Raw genomic sequence first — 22,451 nt, 5'->3', positions numbered from 1 at the left:
TTTATCTTAAGCAAAGCAAAAGAGGGTAAGAATTTATATCTTACCCTCTAGCTTTGTTTTTAGGATGCTAGAGAATGGTTCTCTAACATCCTAAAGATAAAGCTTTGATATAATACAAAGTAAGGAAGTGGTTACTCTGACTATCTATAATATTAATAAGGGAATAGGCTGGGCATCGAGTGGCGTAGAGTATGCGCAGATTTACCGTTATCATATTTTTAAAGAATTATCCTTAGACTGTAAATTTATTTTTACCGATCTGATTTTGAATGAAAATATTGCTCATTTTACTGAAAATATTGGTTTTGCTAATGAGGATGTTATTTGGATGTATTTATACTTTACTGATATCCCACTTAGTCAAACAACAGTCACACTTGACCAAATTAAAGAAAAGCTATCTGATAGCCCTGAGGAAGAAAGGCTAGATAATCGCCGGGTAAAATTGACCTATGATCAAGGTAAGCAGTTTGCTATGTGTTACCTGTCAAGAGAAGGGGAAGATCTTGTTGATCGGGTAGAATATACTGCTAACAACAAATTAATTCGGAAAGATTTCTTTAATCGTTTTAAATTTTTAACTGAATACTATGCCCCAAATAATAATAAAGCTTTGCTCTATATGCGACGTTATTTTAATCAAGATGGCACCACCGCTTATGAAGAATTTATTAACCAAGGCGGTTCGACTTACCGCTTTAAAGATCGTATTATCTATTCCAAGGAAGAGTTAGTCGCTTACTTTATAGAAAAATTAGCCTTAACTGATCAAGACATTGTTTTACTAGACCGCTCCGATGGCATTGGTCAGGGCCTCCTAGACAATTTAAATGGAGCTAAGCTAGGATCAGTTGTGCATGCTGAGCATTATAATCAGCCTTTAACTAATGATCAGAATATCCTGTGGAATAATCATTATGAGTATCCTTTTATGCATTATGGACAATTTGATTTCTATATTACTTCAACCCAAGCTCAGACCCAGAAACTCATAGAGCAATTTGATCATTATTTCGGCATACAGCCGGTGGTTTATACAATTCCAGTAGGAAGTGTTGATCACTTAACGCTAGCTGATAGTCATACCAATCCTTACGCCATGATGACTGCTTCTCGTTTAGCTGGGGAGAAGAATATTGATTGGCTCATTGAAGCAGTCGTCAAGGTTCACGATCAACTTCCACAAGTGCAATTTGATATTTATGGCGAAGGTGGAAAAAGAAAGAGTTTACAGGAGCAAATCAACCGATTTAATGCAGCAGATTATATTGAACTCAAGGGTCATCAACATTTAGATGAAATTTACCCACAATATCCTCTCTATCTCACCGCCTCAACCAGTGAAGGCTTTGGATTAACTTTAGTTGAAGCACTGAGTGCAGGACAGGCTATGATTGGTTTAGATGTTCCTTATGGGAATCCAACCTTCATTGACAATAAGAAAAATGGTTATCTCTTACCTTTTAACCGTGAGATGGAGCGAGAAGAGATTATTAACTCATTTGCTCAAGCGATTATAAGTTATTTCCAAATAGCGGACCGTCCAGCTATGCGCGAATGGTCATACTCTATTGCTAAGCAATATTTACACAAGCAAGTAGAAAATGCATGGAAGCAGTTAGTGGAGGAGGTCCAAGCATGATTCAATTATTTGATAATTATGATGAAGCCACGCGGGATTTTCACCAATCCATGCTCCGTGCTGGATTTAATTTTCCCACTGTGATTTTAAATGAGGATGGATTTTTACCCCAAGGAACGACTTCTCCTTATCGCTTTTTTATGGGGGAAGAGGAAGGGAGTCCGCTATATTTTAATGAAGTGCCAGTTCCCTTAAATTGGGAGATAAAAGCAACAAATACTTCAGCCAGCGTCTGGGATTACCACCATAAGCGGGCCAATATCCATTACTTTACTAATAGTGGACAGCGTCTAGTTAAGACAGTGGATTGGTTGAATGATAAAGAGCAGATCATGTGGACGGATTGTTATAATCAGTTTGGGCGTCGCTATGCTCAAATCATTCGACATGGCCAGGATACGCACATGAAGATCTATTTTGACACTAGGGGTCATGATGTTATTGTTGATAACTTTGTGACTGGTAACGTTATCTTGGATTGGCAAGGGAAAAAGAAGATTTTTCATAATCAAAGGGAGTTTTTCCTATTTTACTTATTGAGATCTGGTCTACCTTTGGAGCGAATAATTATAAATTCATTGGCAACTCCTTTCTTAATTTCGCACACTCTTCCACGACAAGGTCAGGATATTTTAATTTGGCATGAAACTTTGTCAGAAGAGATTCCCGGTAATATGCAGCTCATTCTGAATGGGCAGACACCACGGTGTAATCAGGTCATTATTCCTGACCAGGCCACTTACCAACGTGCACTGGAATTATGTGAATTAAATCAACTACCAAGTGAGGCGATTAAACCCTTAGGCTATATTTATCCTATACTTGAGGGCAAAGAATTTGCTAAAGAAATTTTAATATTAACTAATTCTGATCAGATCGAACAATTAGATCTTTTGTTAGACAATTTGCCTGATTTTCAATTTAGGATCGGTGCCGTAACGGAAATGTCAGAGAGATTAATGGATTATGGGCAATATCCTAATGTACAACTCTATCCTAATATTTCTATGGATTTGATTCAAAAACTACTCAAACAGGCTTGTTTTTACTTAGATATTAATCATGGCAATGAAATTGTTGATGCAGTTCGCGCAGCTTTTGAGTTTCATTGCTTAAACATGGCATTTGAAGAAACCATGCACAAGAAGGCCTATATCGCCGATGAATTTATTTTTTCAATTGAAGAAGCTGCTTCCTTGTCAAATACAATCAAAATTTTAGGAAATAATCAAAAGCAATGGCAGCAAGCCATTTCCTCCCAAATTGTCCAATCCAATCATGTTGGTAAAGAAGTATACCAAGCTATATTTAATGGATAAAGAAGTTGCTAGGAAGGTAGGTTAATCGATGAGAAAGCATATTACCAATTTGCATGGTCACTCTGCTGCAAGTACAGCATTAATTTCTCAAGAGATGACAATGTCAATTGCTCAAAAATTAGATTTTAATGAATTAGCTATTTATGCCTATGAGTCTTCTTACGATTCTGATCAGGAATTAAGTAAACGCTTGGATGGCATCTTAGCTGGAGTTAGTCAAGGTGACCTAGTGGTTGTTCAATTACCAACATGGAACGATAGTCGTTTTGAAAGGGCCTTAATTGATAAAATTAAGTATACTTTCAAAGCACATCTAGCAGTGTTTATACATGATATACCACCAATCATGTTCCCTCAAAATTATTATTTGATGAGTTCTCTTATTGAAATTTACAATGAAGCTGAATTGGTAATTGTTCCTTCTCAAGAAATGTATCAACGCCTTTACTTAGAAGGGCTAACGGTCAATAAGATCTTAGTCCAAGCTATGTGGGACCATCCAACTGATTTCCAACCTAGGGATATTTCCTTTCAAAAGAGGATTCATTTTGCGGGGGATATCAACAAATTTGATTTTATCAAGCACTGGTCACTTGAGACTCCTATCGATGTTTATTCAAATCATGCTAGAGACTTGGACTTACCGCAATCGGTCACTATTAAGGGCTGGTTACCTGATTATGAACTCTTAACAAACTTATCTAAGGGCGGTTTTGGGCTGGTCTGGACTGATCAAGATTATATTCAAGACTATTTCCAAATGTGTATTACCCATAAATTGAGTACGTATTTAGCTGCAGGCATTCCTGTATTTGTTCCTGAAAGCTTATCAAATAAAAAAATTATTGAAGACAATGGCCTAGGCTTTGTCGTCAAGTCATTAGAAGAAGCTAATGAGGTTATAGAAAACATGTCAGAAAGTACTTATCAGGAACTAATCAATAGTGTTGCTAACTTTCGTCAATTGATCACCAAAGGCTACTTTACCCAACGTCTCTTAACGGCAACTGTTTTTAAAATCTTTAGTCGGGGACTTTCAGCTTTTGAAGGGGACCTCAGTCATTGTCCGTTAATGCGACAAGACCATAATATTTTTATTTTGACGGCTCAGGATTACTTATTGCATATTGATGAAATTATTCAAGCTTTACCCAATTATCAATTCCATATTGCGGCTCAAACGCAAATGTCAGATCGCTTATTGGACTTAGAAAAATATCCTAATGTGTCTCTCTATCCAGCGGCAGGAAGAGAACAGATTAATACTCTTTTATTAAAGGCTAATATTTATCTAGATATCAATTACGGGGTAGAAGTGGAAGATATAGTGACAAAAGCTAGCAATCTTGGTTTAAGGATATATTCATTTGAAGGTTATTGTCATCAGATAGATTTATTGAATCCTAATAATATCTTTGGACAAGAAAATTATCAAGATCTAATTGGTCAGATAAAATTGCAAGAGGATCGAGTAAACAAATAGAATAAATACAAGTTATTCTTATGTCACAATAGAGGCAAAGGCAATCAATTCCTTGCCTCTAATTTACTATTTACATGGTATGAAAGGTTGTTTAATTAGTGGCTATCCAAAATAAAGAAAACAGATTTCGTCTACCACTTCTTTATAAAAAGTTATTATTTACTGCCATAATTCTGATTGTCTATATCATTGGACGTTCCATTCCTTTACCCTTAGTTGATTGGCAGGCTATTCAGCAAAGTCCTTCTGGAAATGACTTTCTTTCATTAGCCCTAAGTGCAACTGGTGGTAGCTTTGAACAAGCTTCTTTATTAAGTTTAGGGCTAGGGCCATATATGTCGACTATGATCATTTGGCGTTTTATCTCCATGTCTAAATGGTATAAAGCACTGAAAGTCCCTCCTAGACTGGATAATTATTATCGCAACCTGCTGACCTTAATCCTTGCCTTAGTTCAAGCGATTACTTTAGCGGTAACTTATCCGCTGACTCCCTTACAAGGGACTATAATGTCTAGTGACTTTATGGCTTATGGGACAATTATTTTAGCTTTAGTTGCGGGGACTTTCTTTACCATTTGGCTAGGTGGACGTAACCAAGAAGCTGGGATTGGTGGCCAAACGATCATTATTTTAGCTAATATGCTTCTAAGGATGCCAAGTAATTTTGCTGCATTGAGGATTTTCTTAATTTATCGAGCGTCATTTATTGAACAAGTATTATTAATTAGTGTTTCGGTTTTTGCTTTAATGACAGCATTTACTACTATTGTAATGGATCGGGCTGAATTAAGGATTCCGATAAACCGAGTAATGATAAATAATAATTTTACTGAAAAATCTTACTTGCCGATTAAATTAAATCCGAGTGGGGGGATGGCTATCATGTATGCCATGACTTTAGCCCTCTTACCGCGATATATCATTGACTTAATACTGATATTCTTTCCTAATCTTGACTTATTGAGGAATTTACAATACCAGTTGAGTATGACTCAGCCCTTGGGCGCTTTCTTGTATGTCCTACTAATTATTGCATTAAGCCTTGGGTTTGCTTTTGTTAATGTTGATCCCGAACAATTAAGTGAAAACTTACAAAAATCTGGGGACTATATCGATGGCATCAATCCCGGTAAGCCAACTGAAAAATTTTTAAGAGGAAAAATATTAAATATGGCCATTATAGGAGCTATTTATATGACAGCTGTAGTGGGTTTTCCCATGTCTTTAGGGGTTATATTTCCAGAATATTCCCAATGGCTCAATTTGCCGGGAAGTATAGTTATTTTGGTCGCTCTATTTTTAAATATCATTGATGAAATACGGGCCTTGAGAATAAGAAATCAATATCGACCGCTATTTAATAAACATTAGAAAGGGAAAACAATGTATTACTTTATTCCATCCTGGTATACAAATAATCACTGGGGATCTGGTGAACCTTCCTATATGGACTTATATTTTGATGATACAGTTAATCAACTGCGTTTATTTCAGCGGGCTGAGGAGGCTAATAAGCTATTAATGCTTGATTATGCGCCAATGTTACGGTTGAACTTGCATGATCAAAATGTCGAGATGAATCATTATTGGTCGGTTTTTGATGCTATTCAAGGAATTCATTTAAATAAGGTAAGACCGATTACCCTAGAAGACCTATCCTTTCCGCAGTTTGCTGAATTCGTGCCTACCCCCTTTTTAATGATGGTATTTGTTCAAGACCAACATTTTGCCGATGTTCATTACCAATCAAATGGGTATATTGCTTTTATTGATTATTACCAAGATAAGCAAGTATCAAGACGCTACCTTTTTGATGATCGAGGTTTCTTATCGAGTATTATTTATCATAATGATGATCAAAGCAGTCACCAGGATTATTTAACTTTGTCTGGTCAGTGGGTTATCCGTGAATTTTTAGATAGTGGTCAAATAGAAGTGAACCAAGATCAGCCCGGAAGCAAACAATTTTCTCATCCGACTTACCAATCACTCGTTGACCTAGTAGAGGAAGTCACAAGCAAATATTTGGCTAAACATATAGGTGAAAAGGATGTTCTTGTTGTTGCTTATAACGATAAGCATAATGAATTGTTTAATCGACTTGTTGAAAGAAAGAATATTAATTTAGTCTATTCTCTTTATAGTCAGCGGTCGTTTGACTCTCAGTCAAACACTTTCCTGGAGTCGCTGGATAGGGCTAAGCTTTTGATTACGGATACTGACCAATTGAAGGATAAAGTTAACGAATATGAGAAAGCTTATTCTCTGATGACACCAATTTATCGACTATCTCCCTTTGATACTCGTTTACAGTTAGGATTGAGTCAACGGATTAAGGAATTAATTATTTACTTTGAAGTAAGCCATCTGGGGCTTAAAGAAATTAAAGAAGTTATGGAAGTTATTAAGGATAAGATGAAAAAAGACAATCGTATTCGCTTAGTTTTAGGCGCCTTTCAGATTGATCAAGCTAAAATTGAAGCGATAGAAAACTTATCAGATCGTTTAAATAAATACTTTGATCCTAACTATGGAGAAGTTGTTGAGTTTGCGGATAAGATGCCTGACGCGGAAGAAGAGCCAGTCTGTCAGGTGCAAATTAACCATAGCGAGCGGGACTTTATCCAAAGCTTGAAGTATGTGCGCTTAATGATTGATTGGACATCCCATCCCTGGGTTTACGGACAAATTGCCGGAATTAGTGCAGGAATTCCTCAGATCAACCGAGTGGAATCTGCTTACGTAGAGCATTTAAAGAATGGTTTAATTGCTAAGAACATAGATCAATTAGCTCAAGGGATTGATTATTACTTTAAGGGGCTTAAACATTGGAATGAGGCCTTGGTTTATTCTGTAGAAAAGATTAATCAATATCATAGTGGGGAATTAGTGAGTCAATGGAAAGCCTTGTTAGGAGAGGACAGCTATGACTAGAGTTTTACAAATTGGCTATAGTGACTGGTCACAGGGGGTAGCATTTAAGAATGAAGTCGACTGGACTTTTGTCCTGAATACAGAACTTGCTGATTTTTATGAAAAATCCTTAGAAGAAGATACTTTGCCTCAAAGACCTTATTCCCTTGTATTACTGACTGCTCCTATTAATGAATTACTCATAGATAAGCTACTTCCCTTTATGGAAGCTTATGCCGTAGTAATTGATCAACAATTTGAAGCTTATTACTCAGCTCCAGACTTCAAACTTTTATTTTCCATGAAAAAGGCCCAGTTTATTGAAGTGGAAAATATTGCTGAGACGGTTGTTGAATTAGCAAAAGTTTTCTTTGACGGTAATTATGGCGAAAGACGTGGCGTTCAAGATGTTTCTATTCAAGCCAATTTCCCTGGCCACTATCAATACCTAGGAAACAATTATATTCTTTTCCAAATTAAACAAACAGAACAAATGGCACCTTTGTTATATTGGCGACATCTTATTATCTCTAATATAGATCGCTATCTCGATATCTGGTTAGAGTTTATAAAAGACGAGACTGTTGATCTAAAATTGACGATTACCTTTATTCGTAGGGGAAGCTCTAATCAGGTGGTTGAGCGCATTTCCTACGATAATGAAGCAATTAAAAAGAGAATCTTATTAGATCCGCCTGAGAATTGTTATGCGAGCTTTTCCCTTTGTGTCAAAGGCTCTGGTCAACTAAGAATTGGTCCCTTACATGTTAGACATTCCCGGAGAAAGTGGGGAGACTATTTAGCAGGTGGACAAATTATAGCTGATAATAATCGTGAAGAGTTTGCTTTTTATTATAATCCTGGGAATTTAAAACCTCCTTTAAATGTTTATTTTTCTGGTTATCGTACAGCAGAAGGTTTTGAAGGCTTTCCAATGATGAAGAACTTAAAGCATCCCTTTATATTGATCAATGATTTACGTTTAGAGGGCGGGGCCTTCTATCGAGGAAGTGCCCAATTCGAGGCTACCATTGTTGCTAAGATAATAGAAGTATTAGATGAGTTAAATTTTACTAAGGATCAACTAATCCTTTCAGGTATGTCTATGGGAACCTTTGGTGCTTTGTACTATGGAAGTTTTTTAGACCCTTATGCCATAATTATGGCGCGGCCACTTGTCTATTTAGGAAATATTACCAGAAATCAACGTTTAAGGCGTCCTAATGACTCATTTAAAACATCAATGGATTTAACCTTGAAATTTGGTGACAATGATGATTTGGACACTGATTTAGATATTTTAGACAGTATGTTAATGCCTAGATTAAAACAGACTCATTATAGTCAATCTACCTTTGCAATGACTTACATGCTCAATGAAGATTATGATAATGAGGCATATTATGGATTATTGAAAAATTTGAGCGATAAGCCAATTAAAATTATTAGTAAATCCGTGATGGGACGACATAATGATAATACACCTACTGTTGCAAATTGGTTTATTAATCAATACAAGCGAATTCTCTGGGAAGATTTTGAAAGTAAGGAGATAGAAGAGTGAAAGATTACTATATTGTTCGTTGGGGCTTGATGCATGACGATATATACAGTCATGGTTCTCAAATAGAGTGGCTGTCACCGGATAAGGTATCTTTTAAAAACTCTATGGTTCACTCGGGAATAGTTATTAACCAATGGTCTTCTGAGAAATCTTATGGACTCTATTTTTCATCGCCTAATTTGCCACTTTTAACTAGTAGTAAATCTTACTTTCTTAAATTTATTGGGCAGGTTCAACCCGAAAATTCCCTCATGTTCACGGTTGAATTCTTTGATTATTACGGAGAATCCATGCAAAAGGATTTTGTTCGAACGAGTGAGGATTTTTTTACTGTACCAGATAATTATGGACACTACACTATATCTTTAGTTAATGCAGGCTGCCGCTCTATCGTTTTTAAACGCTTGATAATAGCTGAACTCATCCTAGATAAAGTGATGGCTAAAGATACATTGTTGATTGAAAATGATAAATCCTTTCAGCATTTGATTTTTGTTGAGCCAGGAATAGGGAGTATCCAAGAAGAAGTGAATAAGTTACAGCAATTGCCGGTAGTTAATCACCAGGCTAATTTGCTGGCTAGTGAATTATTAAACGCCCAGCTCTATTTATCAGAAGAAGCCATGTCTGGCGTAGAGACCTTTGTTCAGTCTAGTCAAGCGAGCAATTTTTATTTTATAGGCTATGGTCCTATTTCTAATTTAGCAGCTTCTTATTATGCTGACCGCTATCTTAATTCCCAAGCCCTATTAACAGATGATTATTTAGAGACCTATCAATATGTAAAAATTGCCCAGCAATCTCGCCTTGACGAAAAAGTTATTGATTGGCTGCAGGGAGACAGGGATCAAAGGCCAGAAAATATAAAGTGCTATTATGAAAATAGACTATCTAAAGACCTTTATTTCGGACAGAAATTATTGGACTATCACCATAATCTTTTGAAGTTAGACGGGCAAACCATCAGTTAAGGAGGATACCATGCTTAAAATTGATTTAGATAAAAAACGTTTAAGGCGACTGAATCGTATTCTTGACCAAGTCAATTCTTATGCAGGAGCTATGTCCCGCTTATCAGATGGTAGTCTCAAGGAGAAGACTAATGAATTTAAAGAACGATATCAAGCAGGTGAGTCTTTAGACGACCTCCTACCCGAAGCCTATGCTGCAGTAAGGGAAGCAGCGAAACGTGTTTTAGGGATGTATCCCTATGATGTCCAAGTGATCGGAGCTATTGTACTCCATGAGGGAAATATCGCTGAAATGAAGACCGGAGAAGGTAAGACATTGACTGCAACTATGCCCTTATACCTCAATGCTTTAACTGGTAAGGGAGTAATTCTAGTTACAGTCAACGATTATTTATCCCGCCGTGATGCCGAAGACATGGGGCCCCTTTATCGCTTTATGGGCTTATCTATTGCAATGGGAGTCCCCGAAAATTCAGACGATTTAACCGCTGAAGATAAAAGGAAAATTTATGGAGCTGATATTGTCTATACGACTCATTCTGCTCTAGGCTTCGATTATTTGGGTGATAATTTAGCTGCTGATAAAGAAGATCAATTTTTACGGAATTTTTATTATGTCATTATTGATGAAGTGGATGCAGTTTTACTTGATGGTGCGACTAGTCCTTTAGTGATTTCAGGTTCTCCAAGAGTTCAATCGAATTTCTATCAGCTAGCTAATGACTTTGTAGAAAGCCTTGAAGCAGGACGTGATTATGAAGTGACTGCTGAAAAGGATGCGGTTTGGCTTACCCAAGAGGGGATAGGACATGCAGAAAGATATTTCCGTTTAGATAAATTTTATGCCCAATCCAATCGTGAGCTGGTACGCCATGTGAGTTTAGCCCTTAAGGCCCATGAATTATTCACCAATGAGAAGGACTATGTGGTTCGTGATGGTGAGGTGGAATTATTAGATAGTCGTGACGGTCGGGTTCTAAAAGGAACACGCTTGCAGGCAGGACAGCACCAGGCTATCGAAGCCAAAGAACATGTTGAATTGACTGATGAAAATCGGTCTATGGCTTCGATTACCTATCAAAATTTATTCTTACTCTTTGACCGGATGGCAGGAATGACAGGAACAGGAAAACCGGCTGAGGACGAATTTATTGACACTTATAATATGGAAGTCATTTCGATTCCAACCAATAAGCCCGTCATTCGCAAAGACTATCCGGATGAAATTTACCGCAGTTTTCCAGAAAAACTGGCTGCTTCAATCCAATACATCGAAGAAAAACACGCTACTGGTCAACCCCTATTAATTGCGACCGGATCTGTTCAGTTATCCATGTTGTATTCAACGATTTTGCTGAATGATGGTATCCCCCATAACGTGCTCAATGCCTATAATGAAGCTAAAGAGGCGGAAATGATTAAAGAGGCTGGTCAACATGGAGCTGTGACAGTTGCGACTGCCATGGCTGGCCGCGGAACAGACATTAAGTTAGGACAGAGAGTTGCTGACTTAGGTGGCTTAGCAGTTATTGGAACCGAACGTATGGTTAGTGAACGCATTGATTTACAATTACGTGGCCGTGCAGGAAGGCAGGGAGACCCAGGAATGAGTAAGTTCTTTGTGTCCTTAGAAGACGAACTCATCCAAAAATGGGCACCAGAGCATATTCGTTATCAGTCGGATCCTGATGAAGAGATTGATGATATTAAACAGTTATCTAATTTTCGCTATGAGAAATACTTTAATCAAGCTCAAGAAGCTAGTGATGCTAGTGGGGAAAGTGCTAGAAAACAGATCATACAAATGGATGAAGATATGAGTATTCAAAGAAAACTGATTTATCAAACCCGCGATCAATTGTTAGAAGGTGAAGGATTAGAGGAAGTCAACCTTGGTCACTTAGCAGAGAAAGTCATGAAAAACCTTGTTGATAACCTTGATCCAGATAAAAGTCGTAAGGCCCAGATTGACCGCTGGATTTTTGATAATTTAACTTATAATTATGAACCTAGAAGTATCGATCATTTGTCAGACAAAGCTCTCATCGATTATTTAATGAATATTTTTTTCACTATTTTAGAATCTAAAAAAGAACATTTAGGCCATGGAGAGTATTTTGAGGATTTTGAGCGTAAGTGTATATTAAAAGCCATTGATGAAGTTTGGGTGGAGCAAGTGGACTATTTGACCCAATTTAAGCAAGTTGTTGTAACCAGGAGTTCAGCTCAGCGCAACCCCATTTACGAATACCAAAAAGAAGCGCTATGGTCTTATAATGAAATGAAGGATCGGATTTATCAAAAAATTGTCTATTATTTATCATTGAGTCGAGTTGTGGCTGATAAAAATGGTCAACCTATAATTCAATTTGCATAAAGAAGATAGCCGTATTGAGGTGAGCTTATGAAGAATAATAAGGGAAACTACGTTGATAATGAAATAAAAAAGATGATTAAAGATCAGCGAGAAGAAAAGGAATCAAAAAAAGAGGAAGACGAAAAGACTAGCACAAATAAATTACCTTATTTGATAGCTTTTCTAATGGTTATTTCTATTTTTTTAGCTTTGATTATAAGACTACTAAATATATTTTAATTGAAAGGTAATGAAAGGAAGTAGCTATGAATCCCAAAATTTCAATTATCATTCCAATCTATAAAGTTGAAAAATACCTGATTGAATGCTTAGAGTCAGTGAGAAATCAAACTTTTAAAGATTTTGAAGTGATCATGGTTAACGATGGATCTCCAGATGCTTCTCCCGTTATTGCAGATAACTATTGCCAAAGGGATGAACGCTTTAAGCTGTTTCACCAGGAGAATCAAGGCCTGTCTGCGGCACGGAATTTTGGAACGAGCCAGGCTAAGGGAGAATATATTTTCTTCTTGGATTCAGACGATAAAATTGTTGAAAATACACTAGAAATCTTACACCGCATTGCTCAGAATAAGCAGGCAGATATCGTCATCGGAGCCTGCAAATACTTTAATGATGCTGGCCATTACTGGATGATGACGACAGGGTTGCCTACGATAAGGTCCTATGATAGTCATGATGCTATTAGAAAAGATGAAGATGGGGTGATTCCCCTGTCCTTCACGACGGCATGGTGTAAGTTGGTCAAAGCAGATATTGTGCGCCAGAATTTATTTCCCATAGGGGTCTGGTATGAAGATTCAGCGACAACCTATCGCTGGTATATGGCCGCCTCGGAAATTTTTGCCATTGATTTGAATTTATATGCCTATCGGCAACATGATAGTTCAATTATGTCGACAAGTAGTCGAAATCTAGTTAAACATTTCAATGATAATATCAAGAATTTAAGTAAAAAAATCTCCGACTTGCAAAAATTTGGCTATGATCCTCATATAACTTTAAACGCTTATATTGATAAATTATATCGGGGCCAGAGCCTTTATGAACATTTTGACGATGATGTAAAATCTGCCTGGGATACAGACTATGCCAGATACTTCAGTATGAGGGACTTCTCCCAACATGCTTTCATCTTAACCCACTCAGCCGAAATAGAACAAGTTGAAGACTTAGCACGAGCTCTTCCTGACCTCTGCATCCATATTGTTGCTTATACTGTAGTGGCACCTAGTCTTATCGACTTAGCTGAAAGTCTAGAGAATATTTTCATCCATCCCTTTGCTCACAACGACCTAATCGAAGACCTACTTAACCAAGCTGACATCTACCTAGACATCAACTATTATGACGAAGTCGACGATATTGTCAGCCGCGCCCTCCAAAGGGGCTGTCCGGTGGTCGCCTTTGAATCCACCGTCCACAGACCAGACTTAGTTGATGGGGGACAGATCTTTGCTACAGATGAAGTGAGTGCCATGGTAGCTATGATAAAATCCTTACTCAAAGAGGATAGGAATTCGTCAGAATGATCTAACAACTTATTCGATTAATAATCCTTTTCCAGCCAGCTTTCTCTTCAATGAGTCACTGGCTTTTTTAGTCAAGCTTGATCGAAAATAGGAAACTGATTTTTGAAAAACTGCCAAGTTCTCATTGAATTTACTTATTAGATATTTTATATTCTTAAGTGAGTAAAAATTAATATTACTTAGGTTAATTAATAATAGTTTTTATTACTATTAAACAACTTAATTAATAAAGATGAGAGGTTATTTATGCATATTAAGAGCGGGATTAGAAAACGAGCAATTATTACCACGATTTTAGCCTGTAGTTCTTGGGGGCTAGGGGGGGTATTGAGTCAGCACCTGATGCAGACTTATAACATGTTACCCTTGCAGCTGACCATGTACCGGATGTTAACAGCAGGAATCTCGATTTTTCTTTTCCTGGCTTATAAGAAGAAGTTACCCATAGAAAAGTTAAAACAAGATAAAAGGTCTCTTTTACAAATCGCAATCTTTGGGATATGTGGGATTGTCTTTAATCAATTTTCTTATTTAATGACCATTCACTATAGTAATTCGGGGATGGCGACCATTCTCCAATTTATCGGGCCTATTTTTCTATTGGTTTATTATTGCTTGGTCGGGCGCCGTTGGCCGATTAGAAGGGAAATTGTGGCCCTCTTATTCACTATTATTGGGGTCTTCCTCTTGGTTACCCATGGTCAATTGGGCCACTTTGTTTTATCGACTGAAGCCTTCTTCTGGGGCTTGATGTCAGCTTTTGGCTTAGCGCTCTATAATATCTTACCTTTGCGGGTAATCGAGCACTACGGTTCTCTACCGGTTACTGGAATTGGGATGTTGTTTGGCGGGATTTTCCTTATCTTTTTCAATATTGAGCGTCTAGCCCCACCAGAACTTTCCCTCCACTTTTTAGCTTGGTTTACCTTAACCATTATTGTAGGGACCATTGTTCCTTATATCTTTTATCTTTCCAGTGTGACCTTTATCGGACCCTTGGCAGCTTCCCTGATTGGGTCGGTGGAGCCTTTAACGGCAACGATATTATCTGTTATGATCCTAGGTGAAAGTTTCGTCTGGATCGATTACTTAGGTATGGCCTTTATCTTATTGACGGTCTTCCTAACGGCCCATGAATAGGACTAGAATAATCGTAATATAGGAAATTAAAAAGCATGGACAGGCTTAATCTCTCAATGATTTGAGATTCAAAGCTTGTCATGCTTTTTTAGTTAATGGAGATAATGCTTTAAGCTGTCTATTTGATTTTTGGCGACTTCAACACCGTGGTCGTAGGTGGCTTGTAAGCGTTCAGGATCACGCTCTAGTCGCTTGACTTCTAGGGGATGGGCAGGTTGGAGGACAAAAGCCTGGTTCTTCTTGGCTAATGCTTCCACGCCAGTGACTTCTTGATTGTACATAGAGGTTCTCTGCTCAATCGTTTCCACCAGCTGAGGATAATTTTTACCATAGACCGCTTTAGCAAGGAAATTATTCTTGTCTGCCTTGCGGTAGCCGTAGGGTTGGGTTAAGACGATGATCAAACGGTCCACGCCCAAAGACTGCATGAAGCGGTAGGGGATAGAGTCCGCAATCCCACCATCTAAATACTGTTTACCGTCAATTGGAACAATTTTTGAAACAAAGGGCATCGAACCACTGGCCCTTAAGATATCAATTTGCTCTTCAGCATTTTGAACTAAGAGATATTCAGCCTGACCACTTTCGACATTGGTAACCACCGCATAAAAATCGCTAGAACTGGCTTCATAAGTTTCTTCGTCAAAGGGATCGAGTTCAAAGGGCACTTGGTGGTAGGCAAAATCTGTGGATACTATATTACCGGTCTTCAGCCAATTACCAAGACTAAGATAGCGCTTATCTTGGATATATTTTTTGTTATAGCGCAGGGCGCGCCCTTTTTGTTGAGAAGGGTAATTAACGCCGTAAAGAGCACCTGCTGAAACCCCGACAATCTGGTCAACCTGAATGCCTTCTGATAAAAAGACATCTAAAACTCCTGCGGTAAACAAGGCTCGCATACCGCCACCTTCAAGAACTAATCCAATCGTCAAAATGCCCACATTCCTTTCTACAAACGCTGATAATGGTATCTATTGTAACATAAGTTTTTTCCTAAGAATGGATAAAGAAAAACAGCTTATCAGCCATGAAATGATGTCTTAGTTAGGGGAGTGATTCATGACTAGATAAGCTGTTTGAATGCTTTAATTAGATGACATAGTCACCAATTCGGTTCCAGTTTTTATCATGGAGGATAATCCGAGCCGGCATGCCGACTGCTGTTGCATAGGGCGGTACATCTTCTAGGACAACCGCATTAGCTCCAATTTTACTGTGGTGGCCAATAGTAATATTGCCTAATAATTTAGCACCCGCTCCAATTTCAACATGGTCTTGTATTGTAGGGTGGCGTTTGCAGCCTTTTTCTCTACCGACACCGCCTAAAGTGACACCATGGAAGAGTTTGACATTATCACTAATCACAGCAGTTTCACCGATCACCACGCCCATGCCATGGTCAATAAAGACCGTATCGCTGAGCTTGGCACCAGGGTGAATTTCAATCCCGGTTTCTCGTCGAGATTCCTCAGCTAACTGCCGGGCCAGGTAGTAGTCGCCATTATTATAATAATGGTGGGCTTGTTCATGGGCCCGGAGCGCTTTAATGCTGGGGTAGAGGTCATAGACTTCTTGCCAGGAGTGGGCCGCGGGGTCATTATCATAGATGATTTTGGCTAGGCGGATCCACTTATCTTCATTATCTTCCATCGATTCTAGGGTATCTCTTGTGAGTGAGGAGAGAGACATACCAGGAACGGTTCGTGACTGAATTTTGATGGTTTTTTTCTCCATGTCAGAGGGAAGCTGGTCTTGACCGCTTGCCTTATTCTCCGTCATTTGAGAATGCTCCGGTAGAGAGGTAACGTTCACCGGTATCAGGAAGAACAGTTACAACATGTTTGCCAGGGCCAAGTTCCTTAGCTAGACGTTTAGCAGAAACATAGTTACCACCAGATGAGAAACCAGCGAGGATACCGTATTCATGGGCTAAATGAACAGCACCTTGGATAGCATCTTCGTTGGAAATGATATCAACTTTGTCGAGAACATTTTGGTCTAAGATCTTAGGAATGAAGTTAGCCCCGATCCCTTGAATCTTGTGTGATCCAGCTTTACCTTCGTTTAATAGTGGGGAGCCTTCAGGTTCAACACCCCAAACCACGGTGTTTTTGTCATGGGCTTTTAAGGTTTTACCAACACCAGTTACGGTACCACCAGTACCAATACCAGCCACGAAGCCATCCACTTGGTCTAAGTCGGCTAAGATTTCTTTAGCGGTGGTTTCTTCATGGGCTTGAACGTTTTCATGGCGGACAAATTGGCCAAAGATTGGCGCGTTCTTTTCTTTAGCAATTTCTGCTGCCTTTTCGCCGGCACCTTTCATCCCTTCAGAGCCTGGGGTTAAGACCAGTTCAGCCCCGTAAGCTTGGATCAAGTTACGACGTTCAACCGACATGGTTTCTGGCATCACGATAATCACATGGAGTCCGAAAGCGGCACCTAACATGGAAAGGGCAACCCCAGTATTTCCTGAGGTCGATTCAACAATTGTTCCGCCTTCTTTTAATTCGCCAGAGTCGAGTAGGCTCTTGAGAATGTATTTAACGGGGCGGTCTTTGACTGAACCACCTGGGTTACGAGATTCTAACTTCACATAAATATCAGCAGAATCCTTGTCTTCGTGTGCTAATTTAATAATTGGTGTATTACCAATTGCTTCAGAAATATTGTTATAAACCATTTTAAAATTCCTCCTTAAGCTGTGGATAGAAAGATAAATTGTCACTTACTTTTTGTTAGCAAGTAGCTAATACTATTATAACGCATAATACCTCTTCTGCAAAGCTAACCCCTTCAAAAGCTGGGAATAAATTACCAATCATTACTGATCGCTAGTTCTAGCCAATAAAAAAAGCCCTAACCATAGGCTAGGGAGCTATTAGTTAATAAGCTTATTAGTGAGAACGGTGGCTAAAGTTTTGGTAGGGCATCTGACGGGCTTGGCACCAGTCTCTCACGTGTCCTGAAATAATCAAGTCAGTCTTTTCTAGGTCGCTAAGGCTTTGGCTATTGGTTAGGACCATAAGCATGCGGACCTGGTCTTTGAATTCTTCTACCCAATCAATGGTTTCTTGAACGCCGTGATTGAGAACCAGGTGGAGGAATTGCCCACTCATCCCAACTGCCTTAGCCCCTAAGGCTAGTGACAGGGCCACATGGAGTGGGGTTTTAACGCCCCCTGAAGCGATGATGTCGACTTCATCTTTTAAGCTTTGGGCTTCGAGTAAGGAGATTGCGGTACTTTGCCCCCATTGCGTCAGGTAGTCCATATCCTTAAGACTGCGGCGCTCGTTCTCGATAGCGATAAAATTGGTTCCCCCTTGGCCACTGATATCCACGGTCTTGACACCTAGTGAGAGAAGTTCCTCAATCGTTTCACGACTCATGCCAAAGCCAACTTCCTTGACCATGACTGGGCGGTCAACCCCTTCAACAATAGCTTGGAGATTATCCCTAACGGCTTGGAAGTGGCGGTCGCCTTCTGGCATGGCCAGCTCTTGAGGGGTATTTAAATGAATAGCAAGGGCATCAGCCTCGGTAATTTCAAGCGCTCGTTTAGCTCCTGATAAGCCATGATTCATGCCCACATTAGCAATGATGAAGCCCTCAGGATTAGTTTGGCGGACAATTTGGAAACTATCGGCTGTGTCGGGATCTTTTATGGCTTGGGAGACTGACCCCGTTGCCATCATTAAGCCAGTTTCCCGGGCCACGGTAGCAAATTTTTCGTTAATGGCCTTGGTCCATTCACTGCCTCCAGTCATGGCGTTAATAAAGAAAGGAAAGGGGAATTCTTGACCGAAGAGTTGGGTATTGAGTTGGACTTGGTCAGCATCAATATGGGGCAGGGAATGGTGGACAAAGCGGATGGCATCGAAATCGGTAGCGCTTTGAGCATACTGCCAATCGGCAAGCTTAATGTGGTCATCTTTACGATTCTTCATAGAATTCTCCTTTAAACTTTAGAATAATTTGGTCAATGGCGCCTATTTGTGAGAAGTGGATGGATTACTGGATGAAGCTAGGACACAGTCCCAAGTCGAGTTGGTGGATACCGACTTCCTGCCAGGCCTGGTCAATCTGCTCCCCAATAGCTGGCTGGTCGCTAAAGGCAATAGCACAGTCCCCGCCTCCCGCTCCGGAAACCTTACTTGTTCCTCCGGCAGCTCGGGCCAAATCAATAGCTGACTTTAAAGCGGCGGTTAAGTAAGGTTTTTGTCGGTGTTTGGTATAGTTATACAATAAATGACTGTTATAAGTTAAGGCCTTAGTAAAAACAAAGTAATCTTGGTCGATAATGGCTTGGCGGATTAGAATCACGCATTGTTGACTGGCATAGCGAAAATGGCGTTCGCTAAGTGAGAACTCATGGTCCTCTGTTTTTCTTGTTGACCTACCGGCTAACATGGCTTCGGTAGAACTCGGTTTTTCTGTCCAGGCTACATGGAGCTTCCAATCTGAAGATAAAGTCAGTGGTTCGATGAGCAGGCCATCCCAGTGCATCTGGATGAGGTCTAGGAGATTCATTGGCTCCTGTTTTACCCTTTCCTTCAACCAAGTATGGTCAAAATTTTGATAGTAAATACATCCCCCAAAAGCAGAGGCTGCCAAGTCGCCAAAGGAGCCCTTGAGGTCCATTTTAATTTGAGCGATGGCTCCTAGTTGGTAGAGGAGATAGGCAAAGGCCTTCTTGGAGTGGTCTTGGTCAACCTGATAGAACTTAAGAATCGCGTCTAGGATAGCGATGCTGACTGCAGCACTGGAGCCTAGGCCATATTTTTTTCCGTCAGGACTATCCAGGTCACTGGAGATTTTTAGGTCAATATTCTTAAAGGAATCTTCCACGTGACCGCTTTCCTGTAAAAATTGATAGGCTGTTTGAATCAAGGTCTTGATTAATAAGAATTGCTTAGGGATCCCAGAGATCTCACCGTCATCACTAACTGTCCAGCTAAAAGTTTCTGGAGCCTGGTTAGTCGATAAGCGCGACTGAGCTTGGTCAAGGGGGCGCAATTCGACGGTGACATAGGCGTCAACCGCTACTAATAAAGCCCCTTGAAAGGAATGGACAATGGCGTATTCGCCAGCCAGATATAACTTCCCTGGGCGTTTACTAATAATGGTTTCCATTTACAATTCCTCCTGTGAATCATTAGGATCATGGGGGAGCCGATTTGATGGTCTAAAAAAGTTGTGAGGGGCAGAATGGTTAAAAATTTCTTCTAACTCTTCTTGTAGGGTGAGCTTTTGTTTAGCCAACCGTTTCATAAATTCTTCTTGGCTGTCCACGCCGTCTTCATTCAATTCCTCATTGACTAATTCTAACTTGTCGTCTTCACGGCTTCCTTCTGGGCTTGAGAATTGAAAATTTTTATCGCTAGCCTGATGGTCAGGTAATGCTTCTAAATATTGGATACCTGGGCCCGGACGACTGGCTATGAGTCGGTCAGCCCCAAATTCAGGAGCCAGAGCATCAATAATGGCTTGTGACTGTGAATAAGGGCAGAGAATCTTCACATTAGGTCCAGCATCCATGGTGAAGTAGGCCTTATAGCCTTGTTGGCGTAGACCTTTGACTGCTTCTATGGCCTTGAGTGATTCTGCTTCTAAATAGGTAAAGGCGGGGTTGGCAGATAGGGTAGTGGCATGCATTAACATGGCATGGCTTTCGGCAATTTCTCCCATCCAATCCAAGTCGCGGGCCTTAATAGCGGCTTTCATTTCTAGCAGTTTTTCTTCGCTCACTTGGGGCCATAATTGATAAAAGGGCGAGGTCGCCACCGTGTGCTTCATTCCTCGTCTGGAACTGATAGCCTTCTTTTTGGTGTTTAAGGTTAGGACTACCATGCCTACATCCCAATTGGCATCATCGAAAGGGACAGCTTGGGAATCATGATCGCCACTTCCCTTCTCCCATTCGACAAAGCCACCAAAAATACTGCGGGTGGCTGACCCCGATCCACGCCGGGCTAAGCGGGAGAGGGCAAGAGGGTCCAGGTCCAAGCGGAGGGCTTGGTTACAAGCACCAGCTAAGGCCGCAAAGGCAGAAGCAGATGAGGCCAGGCCTGCCGCAGTGGGCACATGGTTGTAGGAAATGACTTCGCAAGCCAGATCCACCTGGGCTAATTGACGGAAAAGATCAACGAAACGACTAATCTTTTCAACTTCACTATTGTCTTGCCACTCGCCATCGAGTTGGAAGCAGTCTTCCACGATATCCTTAGAAAAACGGACCTGGGTTTCTGAATAAAAACGGTCCAAGGTTAAAGAGAGATTACTATTCATTGGTAGGATGAGTTCATCATCACGTTTTCCCCAATATTTAATCAGGGCGATATTGGTGTGGGCTCGACAAATACCACGATATTTTTCCATAGTTTACTCCTTTTCACTTGTATTTGATTCACTTGAAAAAGGCATTAACCAGCTTTGACAGGCACTAGGACTATCAGCTAGGGCTTGGATGAGTTTTTCACCGGTTTGTCGGTCAGGAACCAGGGCATAGTAGCAGCCCCCGCCTCCGCCACCGGTTAATTTGGCGGCCACGGCCCCATGTTGGCGCATGTAATCAATCCCCCAACTCAATTCTGGACTAGAGACTTGAAGGGCAGTTAGATCATGTTGGGCCGCGTTGATTAATTTTGCAAGTTTTTCTAAGGAAGGCTGTGGGGTTTTTAAGGCCTGGGTCAGGTCAGTAGTTAAGAGTCCTAGATTTTTAATGGTTTTTTGAGTAGCGATTTGCCGGCTAGCAAAGGGGCTTTCATAGGCATCCCGGACATTTCTCACGGTTTGCTTGGTATTTCCTGAAATCCCAGTGTCAGCAATCACTAGCCAATAGGGAGTATGGAAATGGAAGGGTTGAGCTGCTTCTTCTTTTTTGAAGTAGAGGGGTTGGTTATAGGCCGTTACCCGGGCATCAAGGCCACTAGGGGTTCCGTGGCTAATGGTTTCGGCAAAGTCCGCATAATCAAGTAAGACTTCATTGGACAAATCTTTACCTAAGTAATTAAAAAAGGCACGGATAAAGGCCACCGACAAGGCCGCTGAGCTCCCTAAACCGCGTTCAACGGGAATATTACTATTCACCTTAATTAGGAAGTGGTCATGACTGCTTAAGAAATCATGGCGAAGGCGGTTAAAGAGACCGACCAAGGCATCAAGTTTCTTAGGCGCTTCTTCTACCGGACCTTCATAGATGTCACTAAATAAATAGGAATAATTACCAGCGGGCTCCAGAGTCACTTGAATGGTTACCGCTCGAAAGGGTAGGGCAATGGATGGCTGGCCATAGACCACACTGTGCTCGCCCATTAAAATTAATTTTCCATGTGATTTGCCGCAAATTTCGCGCATGATTTTCCCTCGTTTCCGCCATTTCTAATAGCCTTATCATACAATAAAAGCCCTAATTATAACAACTTTGAATTATCTCCCACAGCATTTTAATAAATACTTTATAAAAAGACAGAATTGTTAAAGGATCTCTCTTGGTATCGGTTAAA

The 22,451-nt window shown here is 40.1% G+C and carries 17 protein-coding genes and 1 pseudogene; 11 read left to right on the top strand and 7 right to left on the bottom strand.

All coding sequences use genetic code 11. From position 1 onward, the window contains the following. Positions 1-127 precede the first annotated feature (127 nt). The 11 genes from gtfA (at position 128) to AWM73_RS05780 (ending at position 14,943) form a co-directional block, all read left to right on the top strand. Entirely contained in the window at positions 128-1,642 is a 1,515-nt protein-coding gene (gene gtfA, locus AWM73_RS05830; RefSeq protein ID WP_230080699.1) for an accessory Sec system glycosyltransferase GtfA, read from the top strand. After that, positions 1,639-2,961 carry an accessory Sec system glycosylation chaperone GtfB gene (gene gtfB, locus AWM73_RS05825; RefSeq protein ID WP_060778494.1) on the top strand — a complete coding sequence of 441 codons (1,323 nt, stop codon included), beginning with the start codon at positions 1,639-1,641 and terminating at the stop codon, positions 2,959-2,961. Before gtfA ends, gtfB begins: the two co-directional genes overlap by 4 nt. A gap of 28 nt (positions 2,962-2,989) precedes the next feature. Continuing rightward, positions 2,990-4,444, top strand: coding sequence for a hypothetical protein (locus tag AWM73_RS05820; protein ID WP_060778493.1), 1,455 nt, complete (start codon positions 2,990-2,992; stop codon positions 4,442-4,444). A 98-nt stretch (positions 4,445-4,542) separates the two neighbouring features. Next, positions 4,543-5,817 carry an accessory Sec system protein translocase subunit SecY2 gene (secY2, locus tag AWM73_RS05815; protein ID WP_060778492.1) on the top strand — a complete coding sequence of 425 codons (1,275 nt, stop codon included), beginning with the start codon at positions 4,543-4,545 and terminating at the stop codon, positions 5,815-5,817. 12 nt (positions 5,818-5,829) lie between these two features. Then, on the top strand, positions 5,830-7,380 hold the full coding sequence (gene asp1 / locus AWM73_RS05810) for an accessory Sec system protein Asp1 (RefSeq protein ID WP_060778491.1): 1,551 nt from the start codon (positions 5,830-5,832) through the stop codon (positions 7,378-7,380). Then, positions 7,373-8,923 carry an accessory Sec system protein Asp2 gene (gene asp2 / locus AWM73_RS05805; RefSeq protein WP_060778490.1) on the top strand — a complete coding sequence of 517 codons (1,551 nt, stop codon included), beginning with the start codon at positions 7,373-7,375 and terminating at the stop codon, positions 8,921-8,923. The genes asp1 and asp2 overlap by 8 nt, the downstream gene beginning before the upstream one ends. After that, entirely contained in the window at positions 8,920-9,894 is a 975-nt protein-coding gene (gene asp3 / locus AWM73_RS05800) for an accessory Sec system protein Asp3 (RefSeq protein WP_060778489.1), read from the top strand. Before asp2 ends, asp3 begins: the two co-directional genes overlap by 4 nt. Positions 9,895-9,904: 10 nt before the next feature. Beyond that, entirely contained in the window at positions 9,905-12,271 is a 2,367-nt protein-coding gene (gene secA2, locus AWM73_RS05795) for an accessory Sec system translocase SecA2 (RefSeq protein WP_060778488.1), read from the top strand. Between the two features lie 27 nt (positions 12,272-12,298). Next, complete coding sequence (locus AWM73_RS05790; protein ID WP_060778487.1) at positions 12,299-12,490, top strand: hypothetical protein; 192 nt, start codon at positions 12,299-12,301, stop codon at positions 12,488-12,490. 26 nt (positions 12,491-12,516) lie between these two features. Further along, positions 12,517-13,803 carry a glycosyltransferase gene (locus AWM73_RS05785; RefSeq protein ID WP_060778486.1) on the top strand — a complete coding sequence of 429 codons (1,287 nt, stop codon included), beginning with the start codon at positions 12,517-12,519 and terminating at the stop codon, positions 13,801-13,803. A gap of 246 nt (positions 13,804-14,049) precedes the next feature. Beyond that, positions 14,050-14,943, top strand: a complete 894-nt coding sequence (locus tag AWM73_RS05780) for a DMT family transporter (protein WP_060778485.1) — start codon at positions 14,050-14,052, stop codon at positions 14,941-14,943. Positions 14,944-15,035: 92 nt separating this feature from the next. On the opposite strand, the gene AWM73_RS05775 is transcribed toward AWM73_RS05780, so the two are convergent. The 7 genes and pseudogenes from AWM73_RS05775 to mvk all read right to left on the bottom strand — a co-directional run bounded on the left by AWM73_RS05775 (position 15,036) and on the right by mvk (position 22,302). Next, positions 15,036-15,878 (bottom strand): patatin-like phospholipase family protein, encoded by an 843-nt coding sequence (locus AWM73_RS05775; RefSeq protein WP_060779079.1) that lies wholly within the window; start codon positions 15,876-15,878, stop codon positions 15,036-15,038. Between the two features lie 157 nt (positions 15,879-16,035). Beyond that, positions 16,036-16,596: a serine O-acetyltransferase EpsC gene (gene epsC / locus AWM73_RS05770; protein WP_060779078.1), complete on the bottom strand. Its 561-nt coding sequence runs from the start codon at positions 16,594-16,596 to the stop codon at positions 16,036-16,038. Positions 16,597-16,711: 115 nt separating this feature from the next. Further along, positions 16,712-17,629, bottom strand: a complete 918-nt coding sequence (gene cysK / locus AWM73_RS05765; RefSeq protein ID WP_060778484.1) for a cysteine synthase A — start codon at positions 17,627-17,629, stop codon at positions 16,712-16,714. Positions 17,630-17,843: 214 nt separating this feature from the next. Continuing rightward, positions 17,844-18,893 carry a type 2 isopentenyl-diphosphate Delta-isomerase gene (gene fni / locus AWM73_RS05760; RefSeq protein WP_060778483.1) on the bottom strand — a complete coding sequence of 350 codons (1,050 nt, stop codon included), beginning with the start codon at positions 18,891-18,893 and terminating at the stop codon, positions 17,844-17,846. Between the two features lie 64 nt (positions 18,894-18,957). Then, entirely contained in the window at positions 18,958-20,079 is a 1,122-nt protein-coding gene (locus tag AWM73_RS05755; protein ID WP_060778482.1) for a phosphomevalonate kinase, read from the bottom strand. Between the two features lie 231 nt (positions 20,080-20,310). Continuing rightward, positions 20,311-21,324: pseudogene (mvaD, locus tag AWM73_RS05750) on the bottom strand (diphosphomevalonate decarboxylase); the annotation flags it as partial. A gap of 3 nt (positions 21,325-21,327) precedes the next feature. Next, on the bottom strand, positions 21,328-22,302 hold the full coding sequence (gene mvk, locus AWM73_RS05745) for a mevalonate kinase (RefSeq protein ID WP_060778480.1): 975 nt from the start codon (positions 22,300-22,302) through the stop codon (positions 21,328-21,330). Positions 22,303-22,451: the final 149 nt, after the last annotated feature.

It is taken from the genome of Aerococcus urinae, assembly GCF_001543175.1.
Lineage (GTDB): Bacteria > Bacillota > Bacilli > Lactobacillales > Aerococcaceae > Aerococcus > Aerococcus urinae.
The sequence above is the reverse complement of the archived record's forward strand: the minus strand, read 5'-3'. Positions and strand labels throughout refer to the sequence as shown.

What these genes read in the sequence shown, in the direction of transcription:
- gtfB (WP_060778494.1), top strand. Translation starts at nt 1,639, where the DNA reads ATGATTCAATTATTTGATAATTATGATGAAGCCACGCGGGATTTTCAC.
- AWM73_RS05820 (WP_060778493.1), top strand. Translation starts at nt 2,990, where the DNA reads ATGAGAAAGCATATTACCAATTTGCATGGTCACTCTGCTGCAAGTACA.
- asp1 (WP_060778491.1), top strand. Translation starts at nt 5,830, where the DNA reads ATGTATTACTTTATTCCATCCTGGTATACAAATAATCACTGGGGATCT.
- asp2 (WP_060778490.1), top strand. Translation starts at nt 7,373, where the DNA reads ATGACTAGAGTTTTACAAATTGGCTATAGTGACTGGTCACAGGGGGTA.
- secA2 (WP_060778488.1), top strand. Translation starts at nt 9,905, where the DNA reads ATGCTTAAAATTGATTTAGATAAAAAACGTTTAAGGCGACTGAATCGT.
- AWM73_RS05790 (WP_060778487.1), top strand. Translation starts at nt 12,299, where the DNA reads ATGAAGAATAATAAGGGAAACTACGTTGATAATGAAATAAAAAAGATG.
- AWM73_RS05785 (WP_060778486.1), top strand. Translation starts at nt 12,517, where the DNA reads ATGAATCCCAAAATTTCAATTATCATTCCAATCTATAAAGTTGAAAAA.
- AWM73_RS05780 (WP_060778485.1), top strand. Translation starts at nt 14,050, where the DNA reads ATGCATATTAAGAGCGGGATTAGAAAACGAGCAATTATTACCACGATT.
- epsC (WP_060779078.1), bottom strand. Translation starts at nt 16,596, where the DNA reads ATGGAAGATAATGAAGATAAGTGGATCCGCCTAGCCAAAATCATCTAT.
- cysK (WP_060778484.1), bottom strand. Translation starts at nt 17,629, where the DNA reads ATGGTTTATAACAATATTTCTGAAGCAATTGGTAATACACCAATTATT.
- fni (WP_060778483.1), bottom strand. Translation starts at nt 18,893, where the DNA reads ATGAAGAATCGTAAAGATGACCACATTAAGCTTGCCGATTGGCAGTAT.
- AWM73_RS05755 (WP_060778482.1), bottom strand. Translation starts at nt 20,079, where the DNA reads ATGGAAACCATTATTAGTAAACGCCCAGGGAAGTTATATCTGGCTGGC.
- mvk (WP_060778480.1), bottom strand. Translation starts at nt 22,302, where the DNA reads ATGCGCGAAATTTGCGGCAAATCACATGGAAAATTAATTTTAATGGGC.